Below are 18141 nucleotides of genomic sequence, written 5' to 3'. Positions count from 1 at the left end.
CACTCGCGGTTCAGGCCTTTTTTATGTCTTGCCATTTCAGGACAAGAATATTGCGATTTCAACTATTTAATAACAGAACTATGCAAAGTAGTACCTGATAGTTTGATCTGGTACGGCCATTCTTCATCATTATTCGCGTTCCCATCGCTGATATGTTCCCAATGCCGGGTCGGGGAACCGCTTACTACCAGCCATAAATAAGCGGTATTTGCCGGTACGGTAAAATCCGCGGCACCATCATACGGACTTTTTATGGGTAAATTAAATAGGATCGGGAGTTAGGTAAGTTATCTGACTGATAATCAAAATTAACGATGACAAGCGGCGGGGGAAATTCAGGATATTGATAACTTATTCTTATATATTAACGATGTTGACATCTACGTCGGCATCCCGTCAAGGTCTTAAAGCTTTAATTTCCCCCGGATGCATCTTCAGCCACGGCGATTTTAAAGTCAGCACGTTAAAAGTTAAGATATAATTAGCTTCGGTTAATTTATAAACAAAAACAGCCTGCGGCCACCAATAACTTTACAAGTTGAAAATCAGAAACCTTCAATTGTAAAATTATGTATATCAAACCATTACTAAAAAAATTGCTACTAACACACGTATTTGTGTGTTGTTCAATACTTACAATTCTCGCTCAGACTATACTGAAGGGACACGTAAGTTCAGAAAGCGGGGAAGCCATTCCGGGTGCCCTGATTAAAATTAAAGGGGGCACCGGCGGGACCATCACCGATGGCAACGGCAACTTTTCATTAAGTTATACCAAGCCCGGCACCTTAACGGTCAACGCCCTGGGTTACAAAGCCTTTGAAGTCCCGATTTCTTCACAAACCAGTATTGACATTAAACTTTCTGAAAATGTAACGCAACTTAGCGACGTCGTGGTAACCGCAATAGGCGTTAAACGCGAAAAACGTATGCTTACCTACAGCACACAGGAAATAAAAAGCGAAGAACTCAACCGCGCTAAAGAATCCAACGTTATCAATGCTATGGATGGTAAGCTGTCGGGCGTACAAATCACATCCTCGTCCGGTACCGCGGGTGCCTCTACACGTATTGTGGTACGCGGTGCGGTATCTGTAAACGGTAATAATGAGGCTTTATTTGTTGTGGACGGTGTTCCGATTGATAATACGGAAACCGGCAACATAAGCGGTGGCGCGGCCGGGGCCGGAAGCAGCCGTATTATTGATATCGATCCCAATAATATAGAAAGCGTAAACGTTTTAAAAGGGGCCGCAGCCACTGCCTTGTATGGTTCAAGAGGTGCCTCCGGTGCCGTACTCATTACCACCAAAAGCGGCACACTTAATAAAAAGGCGGCAATAACATTTACGTCCGACTATTCCTTTGAAAAAGGTCTTTTCCCTGAAAAACAAAATATTTACGGGCAGGGCACGGGCGGCGTTTTTTACGATGGCGAAACCCAGAAAACCAGTGCATCCTGGGGGCCCAAAATGGATACCCTTAAGATCAATGGTGTAAAAGCGCCAACCTATGATCCTTTTTCTTTCTTCAGAACCGGGCACACTACCACCAATACTTTAAGCATTGGCGGAGGTAGCACGAATTCCACTTACTTTATCTCCTATTCATATTTAAATCAACAGGGTATTTCACCTAACAATGATTTTAAAAGACATTCATTTTTCACTAAATATACCACCAATATTGTAAAAAACCTTACCACAAGTTTCCAGTTGGGCTATTCCAATTCGGCCCAGGAACGTTTGCCGGAGGGAGCAAGTAATGGACCTTTGTTTGTTGTTTTAGTGCAGCCCATATCATGGAACCCTTACCCGGTACTTAACCCGGATGGTTCCCAACGGCTTTACAGATTCTCCAGAAACGCACCTTTATGGACATTAGACAATATCAGTAACACAGCTATAGTAAACAGGTTTTTACCGGTAACCTCTTTTAATTATACCGCAACCAAATGGCTGACTATTACAGAAAGGCTTGGGGCAGACATTTATACCGAACAGGACAAATACACGGAAAATCCAAGCGAGGCTATCGGCCTGAAGGGACAGATAAAAAACCAGGATGTTAATTACAGACAATTCAATCATGACCTGATCGCCAATGCAAGCCAGAAAGTAGGAAAGTTTGATCTGAACCTGTTACTGGGAAATAATTATAATTCGATTTATACGCAAAGTACCAATTTAACCGGTACTGGTTTGGCTGTAAAAGACTTCTATAACGTAGCTGCCGGTTCAACCTTAACTGGTTCTGAGGGTCACAGCTCCCAACGGAAAATTGGCTTTTACTCCCAGGCAAATATTGAATATGACAAATTCCTGATCTTATCGCTCACCGGTCGCTATGATGGTAGTTCGGTACTTTACGAGAAAAAGCAGTTTTATCCTTACGGATCAGTAGCCGGTGGTTTTATATTCACCCATTTTTTACCTGAACAGGTAACGCAGGTATTGAATTTTGGTAAACTTCGCCTGTCCTATGCAACCGTGGGTAACGATGCGGTAGGGCCGTATGCGTTGAATACGCCATATGTGCTTGCCGGTAGAAATACAAATGCCGGTTATTTTCCATTTCCATTCCAGAGCCAGCCTGGCTTTTTACAAAGCTCTACCCTTGGAAACCCTTACCTGCAAAACGAGAAGCTGAAAGAATTTGAAACCGGGTTAGAATTAAAATTTCTGAATAACAGGATAAGTTTTGAAGGCTCGTATTTCAACCGTAAATCACTAAATGGCATTATCCCGGGTATCCAGATTTCAAATGCGACAGGATATGGCGGCACAACCGTTAATTCGGCAAGTATCAGGAATAAAGGATTTGAGTTATTGTTAAATGCCAGCCCAGTTCAATCAAAAGACTTTAGTTGGGATGTAACCCTCAACTTTACCCGGATTCGCAACAAAGTATTGGCTATCAACGAAGAAAAGAAGATCACCCAGTTAGGACGTATCATTGTTGGGCAACCTTATAATATTTTTTATGGAACACGCTACAAACGCAACGCCAGCGGACAAATGCTTATTGACGACAACGGTTTGCCTGTAGTTGATTCTGAGCAAGGCGTGGTTGGTAATGCCAACCCGGATTGGACAGGCGGAATAAGCAATTCATTCCGGTACAAGCAATTTAGCCTGAGTTTCTTTTTCGATGTGAAAATGCATGGCGATGTGCAAAATGATGTGGAAAGTGTTGCTTTCTTTTACGGAACGGCAAAAGTTACAGAAAACCGCCAGCCCTTTGTAGTAAGCGGCGTTAACGCAACTACCGGTGCGCCCAATACGGTTAAGGTTGATGCACAAACCTATTACCAAAGCAGGCAATACGAATCATCTATACAGGATGGCACTTATGTAAAACTTAGGAACGTAAGTTTTGCCTACCAGCTTTCTCCTTCAGTTATACAAAAAACTCCATTTAAAAATGCTTCGTTAACAGTAACCGGCCGTAACCTCTGGATTTACAGCCCACACTTCACCGGTGCCGATCCGGAAGTCAGCTCATACGGCAGCGCTAACGGCAATCAAGGCATTTATGCTTTCTCAACACCAACCGCAAGGTCATTTAACCTGTCATTGAAGTTAGGTTTCTAACCCATGTTTAACCGATTTAAAAATTATCAAATGAAAAAAATATCGATATACCTGCTTGTTCTGTTTGCTTTAACAACAAGTTGTAAAAAGGTGCTGGATGTAAATAAAGACCCTAACAATCCCACCGATGTTCAGGAATCGTTGTTGCTGGCGCCTATTGAATTAAACGTATCTGACCAGGTTTACGCCGGAAATGCCAGCATCATTGTACAAAATTTTATGCAAACCATAACCGCCAACCAACCCAATCCTGGTATATGGAACTACCAGTTATTCAATATTGATTTGGATGGCGATTGGTTTAACTATTATGTAAACATTCTTAATAACCTTAAAATCCTTGATACCAAAGCCACAGCCGACGGTCAAGCTAATTATTCCGCTATTGCTAAGATCTTATCGGCTTATACGTTAGGAACAGCCACAGATATCTGGGGAGATATCCCTTATTCACAAGCCTTTAAGGGCAACGACAAACTCACGCCTGTTTATGACAAACAGGAAGACATTTACAAAGCGGTGCAAACACTGTTAGATAACGGAATTGCGGACATCGAAAAAAACACCACCACCAAACCAGCAGGCGACGATTACTTCTATACCGGCGATATGGCTAAGTGGAAAAGGCTCGCCTATACATTAAAGGCGCGCTATTATATGCACCTGACCAAAGCGCCAGGTTATACTGCAACTGCACAGGCCGACCTTGCTTTAACCGCCCTTAGTAACGGCATGGCAAGCAGCGATGATGATTTGAAGTTTACCTATTCTGGCGGTGCCGGCAGCGAGAATACCATTAACCTTAACTTTGGGCCAGTTACTACATATGTGTTGAATAACACTTATGTTGAAGGATTTAAAAGCCGTAACGATCCGCGACTGAGTAAGATTGTAAAACCGGCCGAATCGACCAAATTATATCATGGCCGAACAGTTGGCGACGTTACCGGCGATCTGTCTACCTATTCATACCCTACCGATTTTTATGCAGGGGCAAACTCCCCCAATTATATCGTCAATTACGAAGAAGCATTGTTCCTGAAAGCCGAGGCTACGTTCATCAAATCGGGAGCCGCAGCAGCGCAGCCGATATACCAGGATGCAGTTAAACTAAATATGGCCAAACTATCGGTAACTACCGGTGACGCTAACGCTTACGTGCTGCAAAGAGGTACACTTACCGCGGGCAATGCCATTCAACGGATCATGGAAGAAAAAAGCGTAGCTAATTTCTTCAATATCGAAAACTTCAGTGATTGGAGACGGACGGGCTACCCTGCCATTACCAAATCAAACGGCGCTTTATCGGATATTCCGCGGAGGTTGTTATACCCGCAAAGTGAAATCTTGACCAATACACAACCCCAGCAAAGTGCAAAACTTACCGATAGGCTGTGGTGGGATGTACAGTAATATGTGTTAATTTTTTAATAATAAAAAACCCTCCTGGCATTCAGGAGGGTTTTTTATTATTAAAAATTTCATCCTGCTCCAGATCATCTGTTAGATTATTTTTCATTTACCGGAATTAATTAAGTTGAACTATGTCATTGGGTTTTCGCTTGTAATTTTTGAGGCAGGCACTTCTTCTTGCACAACATCCCGGTGCTCTGCTATTTCGATGACCTTCAACCTGGCGTCCGGATCTCTTTCATTCCAAACCTGGTTAAGATTATCTTCCATCATCAGGGCAGCTTCGTCTGTCATATTTTAATAGTATAGGTGATGGGTGATCGGATAAAAAAAGCAACACCCCGGATCGTTCAGGATGTTGCTTTTCCTTTTATTATTGCGCTGCTGCCAAAAGCGTCAATATCGATCTTTTTTACCTCGGCATCGATAGGGCTAACGCCAGGTTTGATGAAGGTGTTGCTGATGAATCCCGACATACTTTTGGCGTTCGGTTTTGGAGAAATGGAAGTGGATTACTTTACAATTTTGAAGCAGGTTATCAATCGGGGAAGTTTGGCAGGAATAATATCCGTGCCTGGGGAGCATCTTCGGAGGTGTGCAATATTTTAAAACGGGAGATTTTATCAATGACATCATACCGCAGCACAAGGACGGTTTTTTCGTAGGGTCGGTTTTGGGCTTTAAATTTTGATCGTATTCATAAAATTAATACTGGAAGTAGCATCCTTTTTGTTATCGGTTTACATTTGCCTTTTAAACGAGCACCAATTTTATCAAAGTGAAATATATCTTTGCATTGGGTTTAATTTAATAATCATTTCAATGCACAGCAAGCTTTTAGACTACATCAAGCAACACGCTACGTTGCCACTTACAAGTGATGAAGAAGCGTTAATTGCAGGTGCTTTTCAACCAAAAAAGCTCAGAAAAAAGCAATACTTTTTGGAAGAAGGCAATGTGTGTAAATACGTTGGTTTTATAATAAAAGGTGCTATGCGACAATACAGCGTAGATGACAAAGGTGTGGAGCATATTGTACAATTATACATTGAAAATTATTGGGCAAGCGACCGTGAAAGTGCTGTCATGCTTACTCCATCAAGATATAATATTGACGCCTGGGAAGATACAGAACTACTCATTGCTACAGTAGCTGACATGCTGGATCTGATAGAAAAAGTACCTTCATTTGGACAAATGACAAGGTTAATGGACCAAAGAAGTTTCATCGTTTCTCAGCGAAGATTGAATTCTACCATTAGTAATACAGCAGAAAAACGCTATAAAGAATTTGCCGATAACCACCCTCAATTTATTCAACGATTCCCCCAACATCTCATTGCTTCTTTTTTGGGCATAACTAAAGAAACTTTAAGCAGAATTAGAAAACAAGCAATTAAATAAATTCTATTTTAATTTTTGATTTTACAAAAGCGTTGATAAATATCAACGCTTTTTTTTATCATTTCTCATCGTTCCGGGCCGTGCTGTTGCTGCAATTTTACATCATAAAACAAACAGATGAAAAAGCAAACAATAGTAGTAATTGGAGCAACCGGCTCACAAGGTAAAGGTGTTGTAGATGCCCTTGTAAATGAAGGCTCTTTTAATGTAAAAGCAATAACCCGGAATCCGGAAAAATATACAGGCAAGGCAAATGAAGCAGTTTATGCCGATCTAAAAGACTTGCAATCCTTAAAAGATGCCTTTACAAATGCTTATGGTGTATTTGTGGTAACCAACTTTTGGGAAGGTGCCGACGAAATTACTCAAGGTAAAAATGCCATAGAGGCGGCAAAAGCAACGGGAGTGCAACATTTTATTTGGTCAACACTTCCAGATGTTGAGCTCATTAGTGAAGCAGGATTTGAAGTACCTCATTTTACCGGCAAAGCTAAGGTGGATGATCTGGTGAAAAGTGCAGGGTTCAAATATTCAACTTTTGTTCAACCCCCATTTTATTATCAAAATCTTGTTGGGATAATGGGGCCACAGCCAAAACAAGATGGCACAACCGGTTGGACATTACCGATTGACCCCACAAAGAAAGCGATTCACATGTCGGACATTAATGACCTGGGAAAAGTAGTCGCCGGTGCATTTTTGCAACCCGAAAAAGTTGGAAACGGCAATTACCTCGCCCTGGCAACTGGGTTGTACAGTTTTAATGATATTATAGAAGCCTATAAAGTCAATGGCAAAGAGTACAGCTTTTCACAAGTGCCGGCTGAAATATTTTCAACTTTTTTTGAAGGGGCAAAGGAGTTAGCTGAGATGTTTGGATATTTTGAAAAACACACTTACATGGGACCTGATTCAACATCACGAATTGAATTGGCAAAAGAAACTGCCACCCACAAATTTGTGCCACTCCAGGAATGGCTGAGTAAAAACAAGTAAAAAATGAAAAAGAAAACGAGTTTCTCAACAAAAGGCAATAGTGCTGCGTAGGCCCACTATCAATCCAACGAATGTTACCTAATCGATACGCTAACAAAGTTGGTCCTTTTGTATTTCTCGATTATGTTCGCCCGGCCTTTAAAGAAACCATAACCAAAAATGGTATGGGAGCCCATCCACACCGGGGCATTGCAACATTAACCTATATTCTTCAGGGCGAAGTAGAGCATTTTGACAGTGCGGGAAATGAGGCGATAATTCATTCAGGAGGCGCACAGTGGATGAAAGCAGGTAATGGAATAATCCACGATGAAAATTTAAATTACGACTCCCAAACAGAGAGCAAATTTATCCAGGGTTTTCAATTTTGGATAAATCTACCGGCAACAAACAAAGCCGAAAAACCGGCTCATATAGCTGTTCAAGCTGGCGAAATCCCCAAAAAAGAATTCCCAAATGAAAGTGGCTGGTTAAAAGTAATTGTTGGCAGCTATGAAGACCTCAGTTCGAAGATCCCCAATTATTCTAAGCAATTTTTGTATCATATTCAATTGAAAGCAGGCGCACAATTTCCAGTAGCAATGGAAAGTAAAACAGAAGTTGCGGCCTTTTTACCCATACAAAATGTGGTGCTAAACGACACCGAGTTTCAAGCGGGTGAATTTATTGAATTTGACAAAGCGCCCGGTGAAATTGAAATAAACAATACTTCTTTAATAACCGTCGATGTTCTGTTATTTGGCGGTGAAGAATATACAGAACCTGTAGTAGCCGAAGGTCCGTTTGTAATGAATTCACAAACGGAAATAGCAACTGCCTACCGGGATTTCTATGCAGGAAAGTATGGGGAAATAAAACTAACAGCACAAAAATAAATTAGTCCGGGATAAATATCATCATAAGTAATGAATAAATCCCATTATGAATAACAACGACACAAACATTATCAAGGGCTTTGCTAAAACCGCAGGCGAAGGCGAGCGCATCAGGTTTGTAGCCTATGCGTTGACGCTCAAGGCGACTGCTGCGACGACTGGTAAAAGCTATACAGTGGTTGAGTGCCTGACTGCCCCCGGCGGTGGGCCTCCGCCACACATCCACACCAATGAGGACGAGTTCTGGTATGTGCTCGACGGAACTTTCGAAATCCATATCGGCGATGAGGTGCATGCCATCGGGCCCGGCGGGTTCGAGGATTTCTTCCGTGAGTCCGGTCAGCCAGCAATCAACGACGGCCCCGCCCCCCCGGTCGACGAGGCCGAAATCGCCCGCATGAAGGCAGCAGCGCCGAAGTACGGCATCGAGCACGCCACCGTCGAGGACTAAGTGTGAGCTACAAAGCTCAACATGCTATTTTCCTCAAATCCTCCAGAAAACAGTTCGAGATTTGCCGAGTAAGGTCTACGAAGTCGCGTTACGAAAGTAGAGCGGCTTTTCTGTTGAATAGTTTTTAAAAAAATATTGAGTTCATCAACGATTGCAGGTTCGGGAGCAACTCCCCCCGAACACCTTAAATGCGCTCCTTTTGCATCTATAGGAATTGTCAATAAATTGCTCATGTACTTTTGTAAGATTCGACACTGCAACCGATGTTGAATAAAATTATTTACAGCTCGTCAAACTACCACTGCTTTGAGGTGAAGAAAAACAAGGGTATATGTTAGAGTAGTTAACGATAGGAGGAATTGTATATCAATCCTGGGCTAAATTTTCTTCCTTAACCTGCTTAGATGCTCCGGCGTCAATCCTAAATAGGAAGCGATGTAATATTGTGGCACTTGTTGAATAATCTGTGGATATGCAGCCACAAACTCATGATACTGTTCCTCGTGAGTAGTGGAAATGATTTTTTTTCGTTTCCCTTCGGCCTGGCAGAATACCTTTTCAATGATCAGTCTGCCAAACCGTTCCCAAATTTTAAAATTGTCGAACAGGGTGTTAATCCCTTCTTTTTTTAGAACCAGCATATCCACGTCTGTCAGGGCCTCCAAATACTGCTCCGAAGGAATCTGCAAAATAAAGCTTTGATAATCAGTGGCGAATTGATTTTCGCCCACAAAATCTACAGTAGTTTCCTTTCCATTCAGATAGGAGTATTCCCGCAAGACACCGGAATTGAGAAAAGCTATAAAATTACAAACTTGCCCTTCCTCTAATAGCAGATCTTTCTTTTTTAGTTTTTTGAATTGCACGATCCTTGTAAAAGCCTCCCATTCTTCCACATTAGGTTGAACTATTGTTCTTATAAATGGTTCTATCTTTATGAGGGACTGAGGATTGGTCATGTGATTATTAAGTTTACTTAATCAATTCGGTTTAACAACAACGTGTCTTTTAGTTTTGAGCGTCGAAGTTTCTACCTAATATAGATATAAAAAACTTAATTGATACCATGTTGAAGCGGGTCAGGCAGCAGCATTAAACTTTCCAACCCGCCAACGGATACACTTCAGGGTACATGTAACACTGCAAAGAATTCTAATATGTTTTTAATCATCTCGGCTATGTACTTTTCTATTTCGGTACTTTTGGAACGTGTTCTTTAACGCTCGTTTTTATCGTTCCCAGATAGTTAACGGAACTTTCTACATGATCCCCGGGCTTGAGATAGCGCGGATTTGTCATTTCCTTTTTTAAGTACTGCTGCAAAATATAGGGGTGCATTTTCGCATTGAAAAATCCGCCCGTGAATATATACTTGGTTACTGTACCGAAAATGAAGCCTTTGGTTGGCGCATTAAACACAACTCCTGACGGCGTTCCGGTGATGACAATACTGTTTGCCGGGATGCAATTGCCTTCAAATAATTTAACCATTTTATCCTGATAAAAACTTTTCTTTTGGCGCCTTATCGATAGCGATTGTTCAATGATTTTATCTATATTCCAAACCATGTCTTTCGCACTCCCGTTTTGGCGTAATTCTCCATTGACCGAAAGCTTCAGGTGTAATTCTTTGACAAATGCCCGCCAATCTTTGGGAATGACCATATAAGGGCCGGTCGGCAAGAACCCTTTTTTACTTTTGGCATCCGGGAACCCTCTGCCGCCTGTTACATTTTGACTGTCCATCTTACGCATTAAAGTAGCCCTGTCTGTAAAATCATTAACCACTAAAAATCCGATCATGATACGGTTAAGGTCTGCAGTTGAACAGACCGCTGAAGGAAATACGATGCCCAGTTCCACCTCATGATCCAAAAGCCACCCTTCTGTATAATTTAACTGGTGGACCGCCGGATCTGTATCCACATATTTTGGAAACATAAAAGGCCTGACCTGCCCGGTTTCTTTGCCGTGCTCCACATAGTTTATTCCGATAGCCAAATGTTCTTTGCCAGCCATACTGGGCAGCAGATCCTTGTATTTTACGACAACTTTCTTTGAACCTGTGCGAATAAGTTTTACAACCTCATTGAATGCTAAGTTTTTTATGACATCAAATGAATTCCGGTCATATCGCTTCAATTCAGCGCTTATATCTACACCTGTAACAGTCTCGCCGTCATCTTCCAATACGGCGAGCGTGTGCACCTGCCCGTCTTTACTGAATCTGCTTAGTGTAAGTGCATCTTCCGGTGGTTTAATCACCTGCAAGTTCTTTTTGAAGCTGCTTATCTCAGTAACCGTATCAATAATGATGTTAACCAGATGTCTGCGATTCTTAATGATCTCCAATGCAGGCAAAAAGCGGGAATGGGTGGGATAAATATCCAATAACGTCAGGAGACCACCAACGGCCAAACCCATTAATATTCTAGTCATGATAATATTTGTTTAATGATAGATTACTTTTTCCCTGGAATAATTCTGTAGCTCAAGCCTATTTTAAAAGCGAGGCCGGGCGACACTTCAGGGTTGATCGGGTCTTTACGATCGCCCAGCTCGGCAAAATCGATAAATCCCTTAGCCTTATCATCCTTGTTATAGATCTCCATGTTCCTGATCAGCGTATAAGCGGCCGTTGCCCTGACAGCCCATTTAGCGGAAAGGTAACGTTCCACAAAAAGGCCGGGATTTACCGTATTATATTCAAAATAGCGGTCCTGGTTGTTGAGCCGGTATGTTGAATTCTGAACGAACAGATTAAAACCGGCATTTACTTTTTGATTTACCGTATAACTGGCGGTAAGGTTATGTGGAATATCACCGAATATCTGCCACTTCTCATTCACCTTCCAGTCCATGCCCACCAGGGCCACATACTGCGGACCATAGAACTGCCTCCGGTAGCCAATTATACCTCTCCAGGTTAGATTGTCGCTTGCCTTCCAGCTTCCCCGCACAATGGCGCCAAATTTAATGTCGGAGCTTTTGACATCCTTATAATCACTGTTCATGGTTGGTGTGAGCAAGGCGGTCAGATTGAAGCTTTTGCTGACCGTGGTGCTATAACCTAATGTGGGCGAAATGCTGTAAACCCTTTTGACCTCAAAATCAGGATGAGTGCCGGAAAAGTTGAAAGCTTCCAGGTTGCCACCAACGATCAGGTATTTAGATTTGTTAGGGGTTAGAAAAATAGGGATCGCAGTAGCTATTTTGAGATTACTACCGGTGAATTTCTGGACACCGGACGGTGTTTCGATCTTCATAGGCATATACTCATAACTGATATTTACCCCTTCGACATACCCCTGGCCGAAGCTTAACCCCGGTATAAGCATGAACAGCATGGTTACAATTGTAATAAAATGGGCAAGCAAGCGGGTAGGTTTTGCGCCCTGTCGCGTTAGTATTGATTTTCGGATATTGATTTTCATTTCTTATAGTTTTAGTTTGTTAACGTCCCCTATGGAATGTCACAAAACTATCTACCTCTATTCCGAAACTCATTGATGTTTATCAATATCGAAGGTTCTGTAATATGTTTTAAAAGCTGGAAATATTTACGGTTGGAGATTTTTCTGTTGAAGATTAGGCAAATTAAAACTGTTAGGCCGCCTTCAGTTGACTTAAGATTTTTAATTGCTCTACTATATCGTTTTCTGCAAATTTCTAAGACCAATTAATTAACTATTATTAAATATTGTGTATTGTATTCTGTACAGGACACAACAGGATGCTTGAAGGGAGGATTTATTTGATATTAGTTAACCAATTATTATTGTAGCCGCTGATTTAAAATCCAGCTTAATAAAATACTTCCTATGCCTAACTATAATTTATGGAAAATGATATTTTAGGTCACCAGATTGAAACTTGCCGATGGGTTGATGTTAAAAATTTATTTAACGATTATTACAGCCGCCTGGTATATTTTTCATACCAGATTGTTAACAACAAACCGCAGGCCGAAGACATTGCACAGGATGCCTTTGTTAAATTTTGGGATAACAGCGATCATATTTCTAATAATCCCGCAGCAATAAAAAATTTTCTCTATAGCACTGTAAAAAATGCAAGTCTGAATGTTATCCGGCATAATAAAGTAGCCGAACAACATATCAACAGCCTGCCTAGCATTCCTGTTGAGGAAGCCATATTCAATAACATAGTCAGAACCGAAGTATTAGCAGAGATATATAAAGCAATAGCACTGCTGCCCGGCAGCTGCCAGCAAATATTTCGTATGAGTTATCTGGATGATATGAAAAATAACCAGATAGCTAATGTATTGGGCATATCGATTAATACGGTAAAAACACAAAAACAAAGGGCGCTTAAGGTACTGAGAGGCCATTTAAGCCCCGAGCTTTTTGTTGTGTTAATTGCTCTTACCCATCTCTAATCCCGCTCTTATAAAAAAACATTTTTTTTCTTGTCACCCTTTTGTTACAGTAAGGTGTCTTTAGTGATAATACCAATATAAGTGCTCCAGCACAGCCTAAATATTATTTATGAACAACAATTACGAAGCTTATCAATATGCTGTTCTTATTATTAAGCACTTAAAGGGTGAGTTATCTGCTATTGAAGAAATTAAGCTGAAAGCCTGGATAAATGAAAATCCTGAAAATGCATTACTACTGGAAAAACTACAGGACGAAGAATTGATAAAATCCGACCTGAATTTTCTTGCTACCATAAAAACCAGGGATGCCTGGCAAAATATAGTAATGCGAACTCAAAAAGTATCGTTTACTGATAAGGTTTATATTTTCATCAAAAAATGGAAATACGCGGCTATCATTCTCATCATCCTTTCTGCAACAGCTATACTTTATAAAAGATCACAGCCCGTTTTAAAATTGCAGGCTACGGTACCAGGAAATATCAAATACAAAAATGACGTGCCTCCCGGAACTGATAAAGCAAACCTCACTTTAACTGATGGTTCTGTAATAACGATCGACGGCAGTACAGCAGGTATAGTTAAAAAATATGCCGGTTTAAAAATCACATCCAATCATGGTATGGTCAGTTACCATGTAACAGGTAATGGCAGTGGCTTTAGTACAAATCAATACCATATAATTACTATTCCTGCAGGGTGCAAATACAAAATAACATTGCCCGATGGGAGCATGGTTTGGCTTAACTCGGCATCTTCTTTAAAATTCCCGGTAGTGTTTAACATGTTTGAGCGGAAGGTTTATTTAACTGGTGAAGCTTATTTTGAAGTCGCTAGGAATAAACTAAAACCATTTAAAGTGTTTTCGAACAATACGGTGGTACAGGTATTAGGTACTCATTTTAATATACACGCCTATAGCGATGAGGGAACTGTGAAAACCACTTTATTAGAAGGATCAGTTAAAATATACCGGGATGGATATAGCAAAATGATAGTGCCGGGACAACAAGCCTATATCGGGCGTAACTCCTCAAAAATTAAAATAAATACTATTGATGTTAGTGGATCTGTTGCCTGGAAAAATGACTTTTTCATTTTTGACAAACAAGATATAAAAAGCGTGATGAAGCAGGTAGCCCGGTGGTATAATGTTGAAGTTGAATACAAGGATGAAATACCTCAAACCCATATCTCCGGGAGTATTTCGCGCAAGAATAACATATCGCAAATATTAAATATGCTTGAACTGACAGGAGGAGTTCATTTCAGTATTGATGGCCGCAAAATTATCGTAACCAGGTAATGGGGCCACACAAATTTTAAAGAGATAAAACCAAATAAAAAAGCTTTGATCAAGAAACCGGAAGCGTTGCAGCGCCCCCGGTAAATACAGGATCACCAGCTGGCCGTATGCAATTACTAACCAATTGATTATTCAACCTATATGATGCAAAAGTATGAATTTTAATTTTTACTATGAATGTTTTTGCCGGATGAGAAGACCGGTATTTAAAGCACTCCTGATTATGAAGCTAACCTCTGTTATTTTACTGATATGTAGTATGCATGTAAGCGCGATTTCGTATTCGCAAACCGTTACACTGTCAGAAAAAAATGTTTCATTGCAAACCATATTTCAGCAAATTAACAAGCAGGTTAATTACAGATTTTTGTACGCTGATGAGCTGCTTCAAAAAACGAAAAAGGTTTCCATTGAGGTAACGGATGTGCCTTTGGAAACTGTATTGGCTGCATGCTTTGCCGACCAGCCCTTTACCTATCAGATTTTAGATAAAACCATTATTTTAAAACCAAAAGGGGTAACTCCTGAAATGACAACACCGTTGCCCCCCGCAGTAATAACGGGTAAGGTTACTGATGAAGTTGGCCAGCCATTGCCTGGGGTAAGTGTTAAACTCAAAGGCACAAATGCTACTGCAGTTACTGATGTTAGCGGCACATATAGCCTGCATACGCCCAGTGATAATGTTCAAAATGGCGTATTGATATTTAGTTTTGTGGGCTTCAAAACACAGGAAGTTACCATAGGTGCCGGTCATGTGGTGAATGTTCAGCTATTGCCCGAATCAAAAGCATTAAGTGAAGTGGTAGTAATTGGTTACGGTACCCAAAAAAGGGGCGATGTATCAAGCGCTATAGCATCCGTTAATGTTGAAAAAATGGACCGAATACCGGCAGCTAACTTAAGCACCGCCTTACAGGGGCAGGCGCCGGGTTTGGTTGCAACACCAAGTTCTTATCGCCCAGGTTCCGGGTCGGCTATACGTATCAGGGGTACCCGTTCATTAAATGCCACTAACGACCCTTTATTTGTGGTAGATGGTGTTCCGGTTTCCTATAGTATTGATGATATTAACCCTCTTGATATTGAATCGGTCGACGTACTGAAAGATGCATCGGCTACAGCTATATATGGTTCAAGAGGCGCTAACGGCGTTATACAGGTTACCACAAGAAAAGGAAAAGCGGGTAAGGTAACCGTTAATTATAGCGGTAGTACGTCATTTGATAATATATTACGCAAGCTGGCCATATTTAACGGCGGCGAATACGCGCAGTTTAAAAGAGATGCTTATGTAGGTGGCAAATCATATAATTCAAGCTTAAGTACCACAAGTGGTAATCAACAGTATTTCCCCGATCCTGCATCCGACTATAAGCTTTTTGGTGCTGATCCCAACGTTTTAAATAAAGTGATGGCTGGTTATACCTTTACCAAATACGACCCCGCAAACAACATATTTGATGTAGCTACACGGCCTGCTACAGACGCTGAAAAGGCCTTGCTTACAAGCCTTGGTTATCCTGTGCAGGATAACATACCACTTTATGATGCCTCCAAAGTATCAACCTTTGACTGGCAGAAACTGGGATTAAGAACAGGTTCAACACAAAATCAAAATTTTTCCATATCCGGAGGTTCCGAGAAATTCAGCAATGCCTTTTCACTGGGTTATCTGAAACAAAAGGGTATTATACCAGGGCAGGACTATACCCGGTATAGTATCTCAAATAGTATTAGTTACCGGCCTGTAAGTTTTTTTAGCACAGGTGGTAATATCACTTATGCCAATGCCATACAAAATACAGGTTCAGACATATACGGCGCTGTCTCCGGACAATTGCCTTTGGCCGAGCCTTATGACAGCAGCGGTAATTTTGTATTGTTCCCCGGTAACGATAGCAATATCATCAACCCGATTAATGATGTTAAGAGTGTAATTAATGAAAACAGGGTGAGCCACCTTTTAGCCAATGCGTATGTACAGGCTAATATCTACAAAGGTTTAACCCTGAAGAGTACATTTGGTGCCGACGTATCAAGTGCCAGAAATGGCGCGTTTAATGGCTCGCAATCATCAGTCAGGGCTGGTGGGGCAGCGAGCGCTTCTTACAATACAAGTTCAAACTTAACCTGGACACTGCAAAACCAGTTGTCATATAATACTACCATCGCCAAAAAGCACGATATCAGTGTAACAGCGGTACAAGAGCTGGTGAAAGACAGAAGAGATTCAACCAGCGCTTCGGCTACAGGCCTTAACTATGAGTCGCAACGATGGTATTCTTTACAAAACAATGCGAGCGGTGTAGTGACCTATCGCGGAGGTTTTTCGCAATACCAGTTAGCGTCATTTTTAGGAAGGGTAATTTACGCCTATAATAGCAAGTACATTTTAACATTAGCAGAAAGGTATGACGGCTCGTCTGTACTGTCTGAGCAGCATAAGGGTAAGGCGTTTCCTTCGGGCTCAGTAGCCTGGCGTATTGATCAGGAAAACTTTATGAAAAATGTAAGTTTTATTGATCAGTTAAAGGTGCGGGGAGGTATAGGTTCGGTAGGCAACTCAGGTATCAGACCATATTTAACCAATGGCACTTTAAGCCAGTCGTACTATAATTTTGGTCAAACGCCGGCGCAGGGCTATGCACCTAATGGTTTGCCGCTGCCCGATTTAACCTGGGAAAAAACGGTAACCAAAAATATAGGTCTGGATTATGGTTTGTTTAGAGGAAGGGTTTCGGGTTCAATTGATGTTTACGAATCTAATTCAAATGAAATTCAGCCCCAAAAATTACCTGATGCGTCTGGTTATAGCAATATAACGGTAAATCTTGGCAAGGTCAGGAACCGGGGTATTGAGGTGGCCCTTACCACAGTTAATGTTAATCATGGTGGATTTAAATGGACAACCGACTTTGTATTCTCTAAAAACAAGGAGGCTATTACGCAACTTGATGGTTCAGGTAATAATAATATCTCCAGCCAATGGTTCATAGGCGCCCCGGTCAGGGCATATTATGATTATCAGCGGCAAGGCATATTCCAGAACAGTGATGCCCAGCCGGGCGGTATTCTGTATGACTATTTTTGGAAAAAGGCCGGCAACAAGTCAAATACCGCCTTACAGCCCGGTAGGATCCGTGTTCAGGATATGAATGGAGATACTACTATAACTGAAGCCGATAAAGTAGTGCTCGGTTCGCCAAACCCTCAATGGACAGGCAGCATTAATAATACTATTAGCTACAAAGGGTTTGAATTATCGGCCTTTGTATATATCAGCCACGGCGGGCTGATCCGCGACCCAAGGCCTACGCTTGTTGGTCGGTATGAATCAATAAAACTAAATTACTGGACGCCATCCAATCCATCTAATGATTATCCGCAGCCTAACCTTACCAGCGATATTCCGCTTTACTGGCAGGCCAATGGTTTCAGGGACGGATCATTTGTGCGGGTAAGAAGTATCTTGCTTTCCTACCAGATCCCGGCCTCGCTGCTGAGCAAAATAAAGATGCGAAGTTTATCCTTTTCTGTTAACGCGGTTAATCCATTCCTGTTTAGTAAGTATAAAACCTATGATCCCGAAACGGTGCCTTATGTAAGTTCATATCCATCAAGCAGTACCAATAATCCTGTACCTACATCATACAGTTACAGGAGCTTAGTATTTGGTATAAAAGCGGGCTTATAAA

The 18141-nt window shown here is 41.4% G+C and carries 15 protein-coding genes; 10 read left to right on the top strand and 5 right to left on the bottom strand.

What is annotated here, in order from left to right; all coding sequences use genetic code 11:
• Positions 1–62 precede the first annotated feature (62 nt).
• Entirely contained in the window at positions 63–254 is a 192-nt protein-coding gene (locus tag M2273_RS11210; protein WP_429397500.1) for a DUF6055 domain-containing protein, read from the bottom strand.
• Positions 255–569: 315 nt separating this feature from the next.
• Between M2273_RS11210 and M2273_RS11205 the strand changes: the two genes are divergently transcribed.
• Positions 570–3593, top strand: coding sequence for a SusC/RagA family TonB-linked outer membrane protein (locus tag M2273_RS11205; RefSeq protein WP_429396760.1), 3024 nt, complete (start codon positions 570–572; stop codon positions 3591–3593).
• Between the two features lie 30 nt (positions 3594–3623).
• Positions 3624–5006, top strand: coding sequence for a SusD/RagB family nutrient-binding outer membrane lipoprotein (locus tag M2273_RS11200; protein ID WP_429396759.1), 1383 nt, complete (start codon positions 3624–3626; stop codon positions 5004–5006).
• A gap of 129 nt (positions 5007–5135) precedes the next feature.
• Here M2273_RS11200 and M2273_RS11195 read toward each other — a convergent pair whose 3' ends face one another.
• Positions 5136–5300, bottom strand: a complete 165-nt coding sequence (locus M2273_RS11195; RefSeq protein ID WP_429396757.1) for a hypothetical protein — start codon at positions 5298–5300, stop codon at positions 5136–5138.
• Between the two features lie 107 nt (positions 5301–5407).
• Between M2273_RS11195 and M2273_RS11190 the strand changes: the two genes are divergently transcribed.
• The 5 genes from M2273_RS11190 to M2273_RS11170 all read left to right on the top strand — a co-directional run bounded on the left by M2273_RS11190 (position 5408) and on the right by M2273_RS11170 (position 8732).
• A complete protein-coding gene (locus tag M2273_RS11190) occupies positions 5408–5671 on the top strand; it encodes an alginate export family protein (RefSeq protein WP_429397498.1) in 264 nt (87 codons plus the stop codon).
• A 157-nt stretch (positions 5672–5828) separates the two neighbouring features.
• Positions 5829–6410: a Crp/Fnr family transcriptional regulator gene (locus M2273_RS11185; RefSeq protein ID WP_429396755.1), complete on the top strand. Its 582-nt coding sequence runs from the start codon at positions 5829–5831 to the stop codon at positions 6408–6410.
• A gap of 117 nt (positions 6411–6527) precedes the next feature.
• A complete protein-coding gene (locus tag M2273_RS11180; protein WP_429396753.1) occupies positions 6528–7406 on the top strand; it encodes an NmrA/HSCARG family protein in 879 nt (292 codons plus the stop codon).
• Between the two features lie 71 nt (positions 7407–7477).
• Positions 7478–8281, top strand: a complete 804-nt coding sequence (locus M2273_RS11175) for a pirin family protein (RefSeq protein ID WP_429396751.1) — start codon at positions 7478–7480, stop codon at positions 8279–8281.
• Between the two features lie 46 nt (positions 8282–8327).
• Positions 8328–8732 carry a cupin domain-containing protein gene (locus tag M2273_RS11170; RefSeq protein WP_429396750.1) on the top strand — a complete coding sequence of 135 codons (405 nt, stop codon included), beginning with the start codon at positions 8328–8330 and terminating at the stop codon, positions 8730–8732.
• A 377-nt stretch (positions 8733–9109) separates the two neighbouring features.
• Here the strand turns inward: M2273_RS11170 and M2273_RS11165 are convergent, their stop codons facing one another.
• The 3 genes from M2273_RS11165 to M2273_RS11155 all read right to left on the bottom strand — a co-directional run bounded on the left by M2273_RS11165 (position 9110) and on the right by M2273_RS11155 (position 12166).
• Positions 9110–9691 (bottom strand): Crp/Fnr family transcriptional regulator, encoded by a 582-nt coding sequence (locus M2273_RS11165; protein WP_429396748.1) that lies wholly within the window; start codon positions 9689–9691, stop codon positions 9110–9112.
• 229 nt (positions 9692–9920) lie between these two features.
• Positions 9921–11171 (bottom strand): fumarylacetoacetate hydrolase family protein, encoded by a 1251-nt coding sequence (locus M2273_RS11160; protein ID WP_429396746.1) that lies wholly within the window; start codon positions 11169–11171, stop codon positions 9921–9923.
• Between the two features lie 23 nt (positions 11172–11194).
• Positions 11195–12166: a DUF6268 family outer membrane beta-barrel protein gene (locus M2273_RS11155; protein ID WP_429396744.1), complete on the bottom strand. Its 972-nt coding sequence runs from the start codon at positions 12164–12166 to the stop codon at positions 11195–11197.
• 404 nt (positions 12167–12570) lie between these two features.
• Between M2273_RS11155 and M2273_RS11150 the strand changes: the two genes are divergently transcribed.
• The 3 genes from M2273_RS11150 (at position 12571) to M2273_RS11140 (ending at position 18140) form a co-directional block, all read left to right on the top strand.
• Positions 12571–13134: an RNA polymerase sigma-70 factor gene (locus tag M2273_RS11150; RefSeq protein ID WP_429396742.1), complete on the top strand. Its 564-nt coding sequence runs from the start codon at positions 12571–12573 to the stop codon at positions 13132–13134.
• Positions 13135–13243: 109 nt separating this feature from the next.
• The gene (locus M2273_RS11145; protein ID WP_429396740.1) at positions 13244–14443 is read left to right on the top strand and encodes a FecR family protein; all 1200 of its coding nucleotides are present in this window, start codon (positions 13244–13246) and stop codon (positions 14441–14443) included.
• A gap of 223 nt (positions 14444–14666) precedes the next feature.
• The gene (locus M2273_RS11140) at positions 14667–18140 is read left to right on the top strand and encodes a TonB-dependent receptor (protein WP_429396738.1); all 3474 of its coding nucleotides are present in this window, start codon (positions 14667–14669) and stop codon (positions 18138–18140) included.
• Position 18141 lies beyond the last annotated feature (1 nt).

It is taken from the genome of Mucilaginibacter lappiensis (assembly GCF_050433765.1).
GTDB classification, from domain to species: domain Bacteria; phylum Bacteroidota; class Bacteroidia; order Sphingobacteriales; family Sphingobacteriaceae; genus Mucilaginibacter; species Mucilaginibacter lappiensis_A.
The sequence above is the reverse complement of the archived record's forward strand: the minus strand, read 5'-3'. Positions and strand labels throughout refer to the sequence as shown.

Coding starts and splice junctions, on each gene's coding strand:
- M2273_RS11205 (WP_429396760.1), top strand. CDS start 570: ATGTATATCAAACCATTACTAAAAAAATTGCTACTAACACACGTATTT.
- M2273_RS11200 (WP_429396759.1), top strand. CDS start 3,624: ATGAAAAAAATATCGATATACCTGCTTGTTCTGTTTGCTTTAACAACA.
- M2273_RS11195 (WP_429396757.1), bottom strand. CDS start 5,300: ATGACAGACGAAGCTGCCCTGATGATGGAAGATAATCTTAACCAGGTT.
- M2273_RS11185 (WP_429396755.1), top strand. CDS start 5,829: ATGCACAGCAAGCTTTTAGACTACATCAAGCAACACGCTACGTTGCCA.
- M2273_RS11180 (WP_429396753.1), top strand. CDS start 6,528: ATGAAAAAGCAAACAATAGTAGTAATTGGAGCAACCGGCTCACAAGGT.
- M2273_RS11175 (WP_429396751.1), top strand. CDS start 7,478: ATGTTACCTAATCGATACGCTAACAAAGTTGGTCCTTTTGTATTTCTC.
- M2273_RS11170 (WP_429396750.1), top strand. CDS start 8,328: ATGAATAACAACGACACAAACATTATCAAGGGCTTTGCTAAAACCGCA.
- M2273_RS11165 (WP_429396748.1), bottom strand. CDS start 9,691: ATGACCAATCCTCAGTCCCTCATAAAGATAGAACCATTTATAAGAACA.
- M2273_RS11160 (WP_429396746.1), bottom strand. CDS start 11,171: ATGACTAGAATATTAATGGGTTTGGCCGTTGGTGGTCTCCTGACGTTA.
- M2273_RS11155 (WP_429396744.1), bottom strand. CDS start 12,166: ATGAAAATCAATATCCGAAAATCAATACTAACGCGACAGGGCGCAAAA.
- M2273_RS11150 (WP_429396742.1), top strand. CDS start 12,571: ATGGAAAATGATATTTTAGGTCACCAGATTGAAACTTGCCGATGGGTT.
- M2273_RS11145 (WP_429396740.1), top strand. CDS start 13,244: ATGAACAACAATTACGAAGCTTATCAATATGCTGTTCTTATTATTAAG.
- M2273_RS11140 (WP_429396738.1), top strand. CDS start 14,667: ATGAAGCTAACCTCTGTTATTTTACTGATATGTAGTATGCATGTAAGC.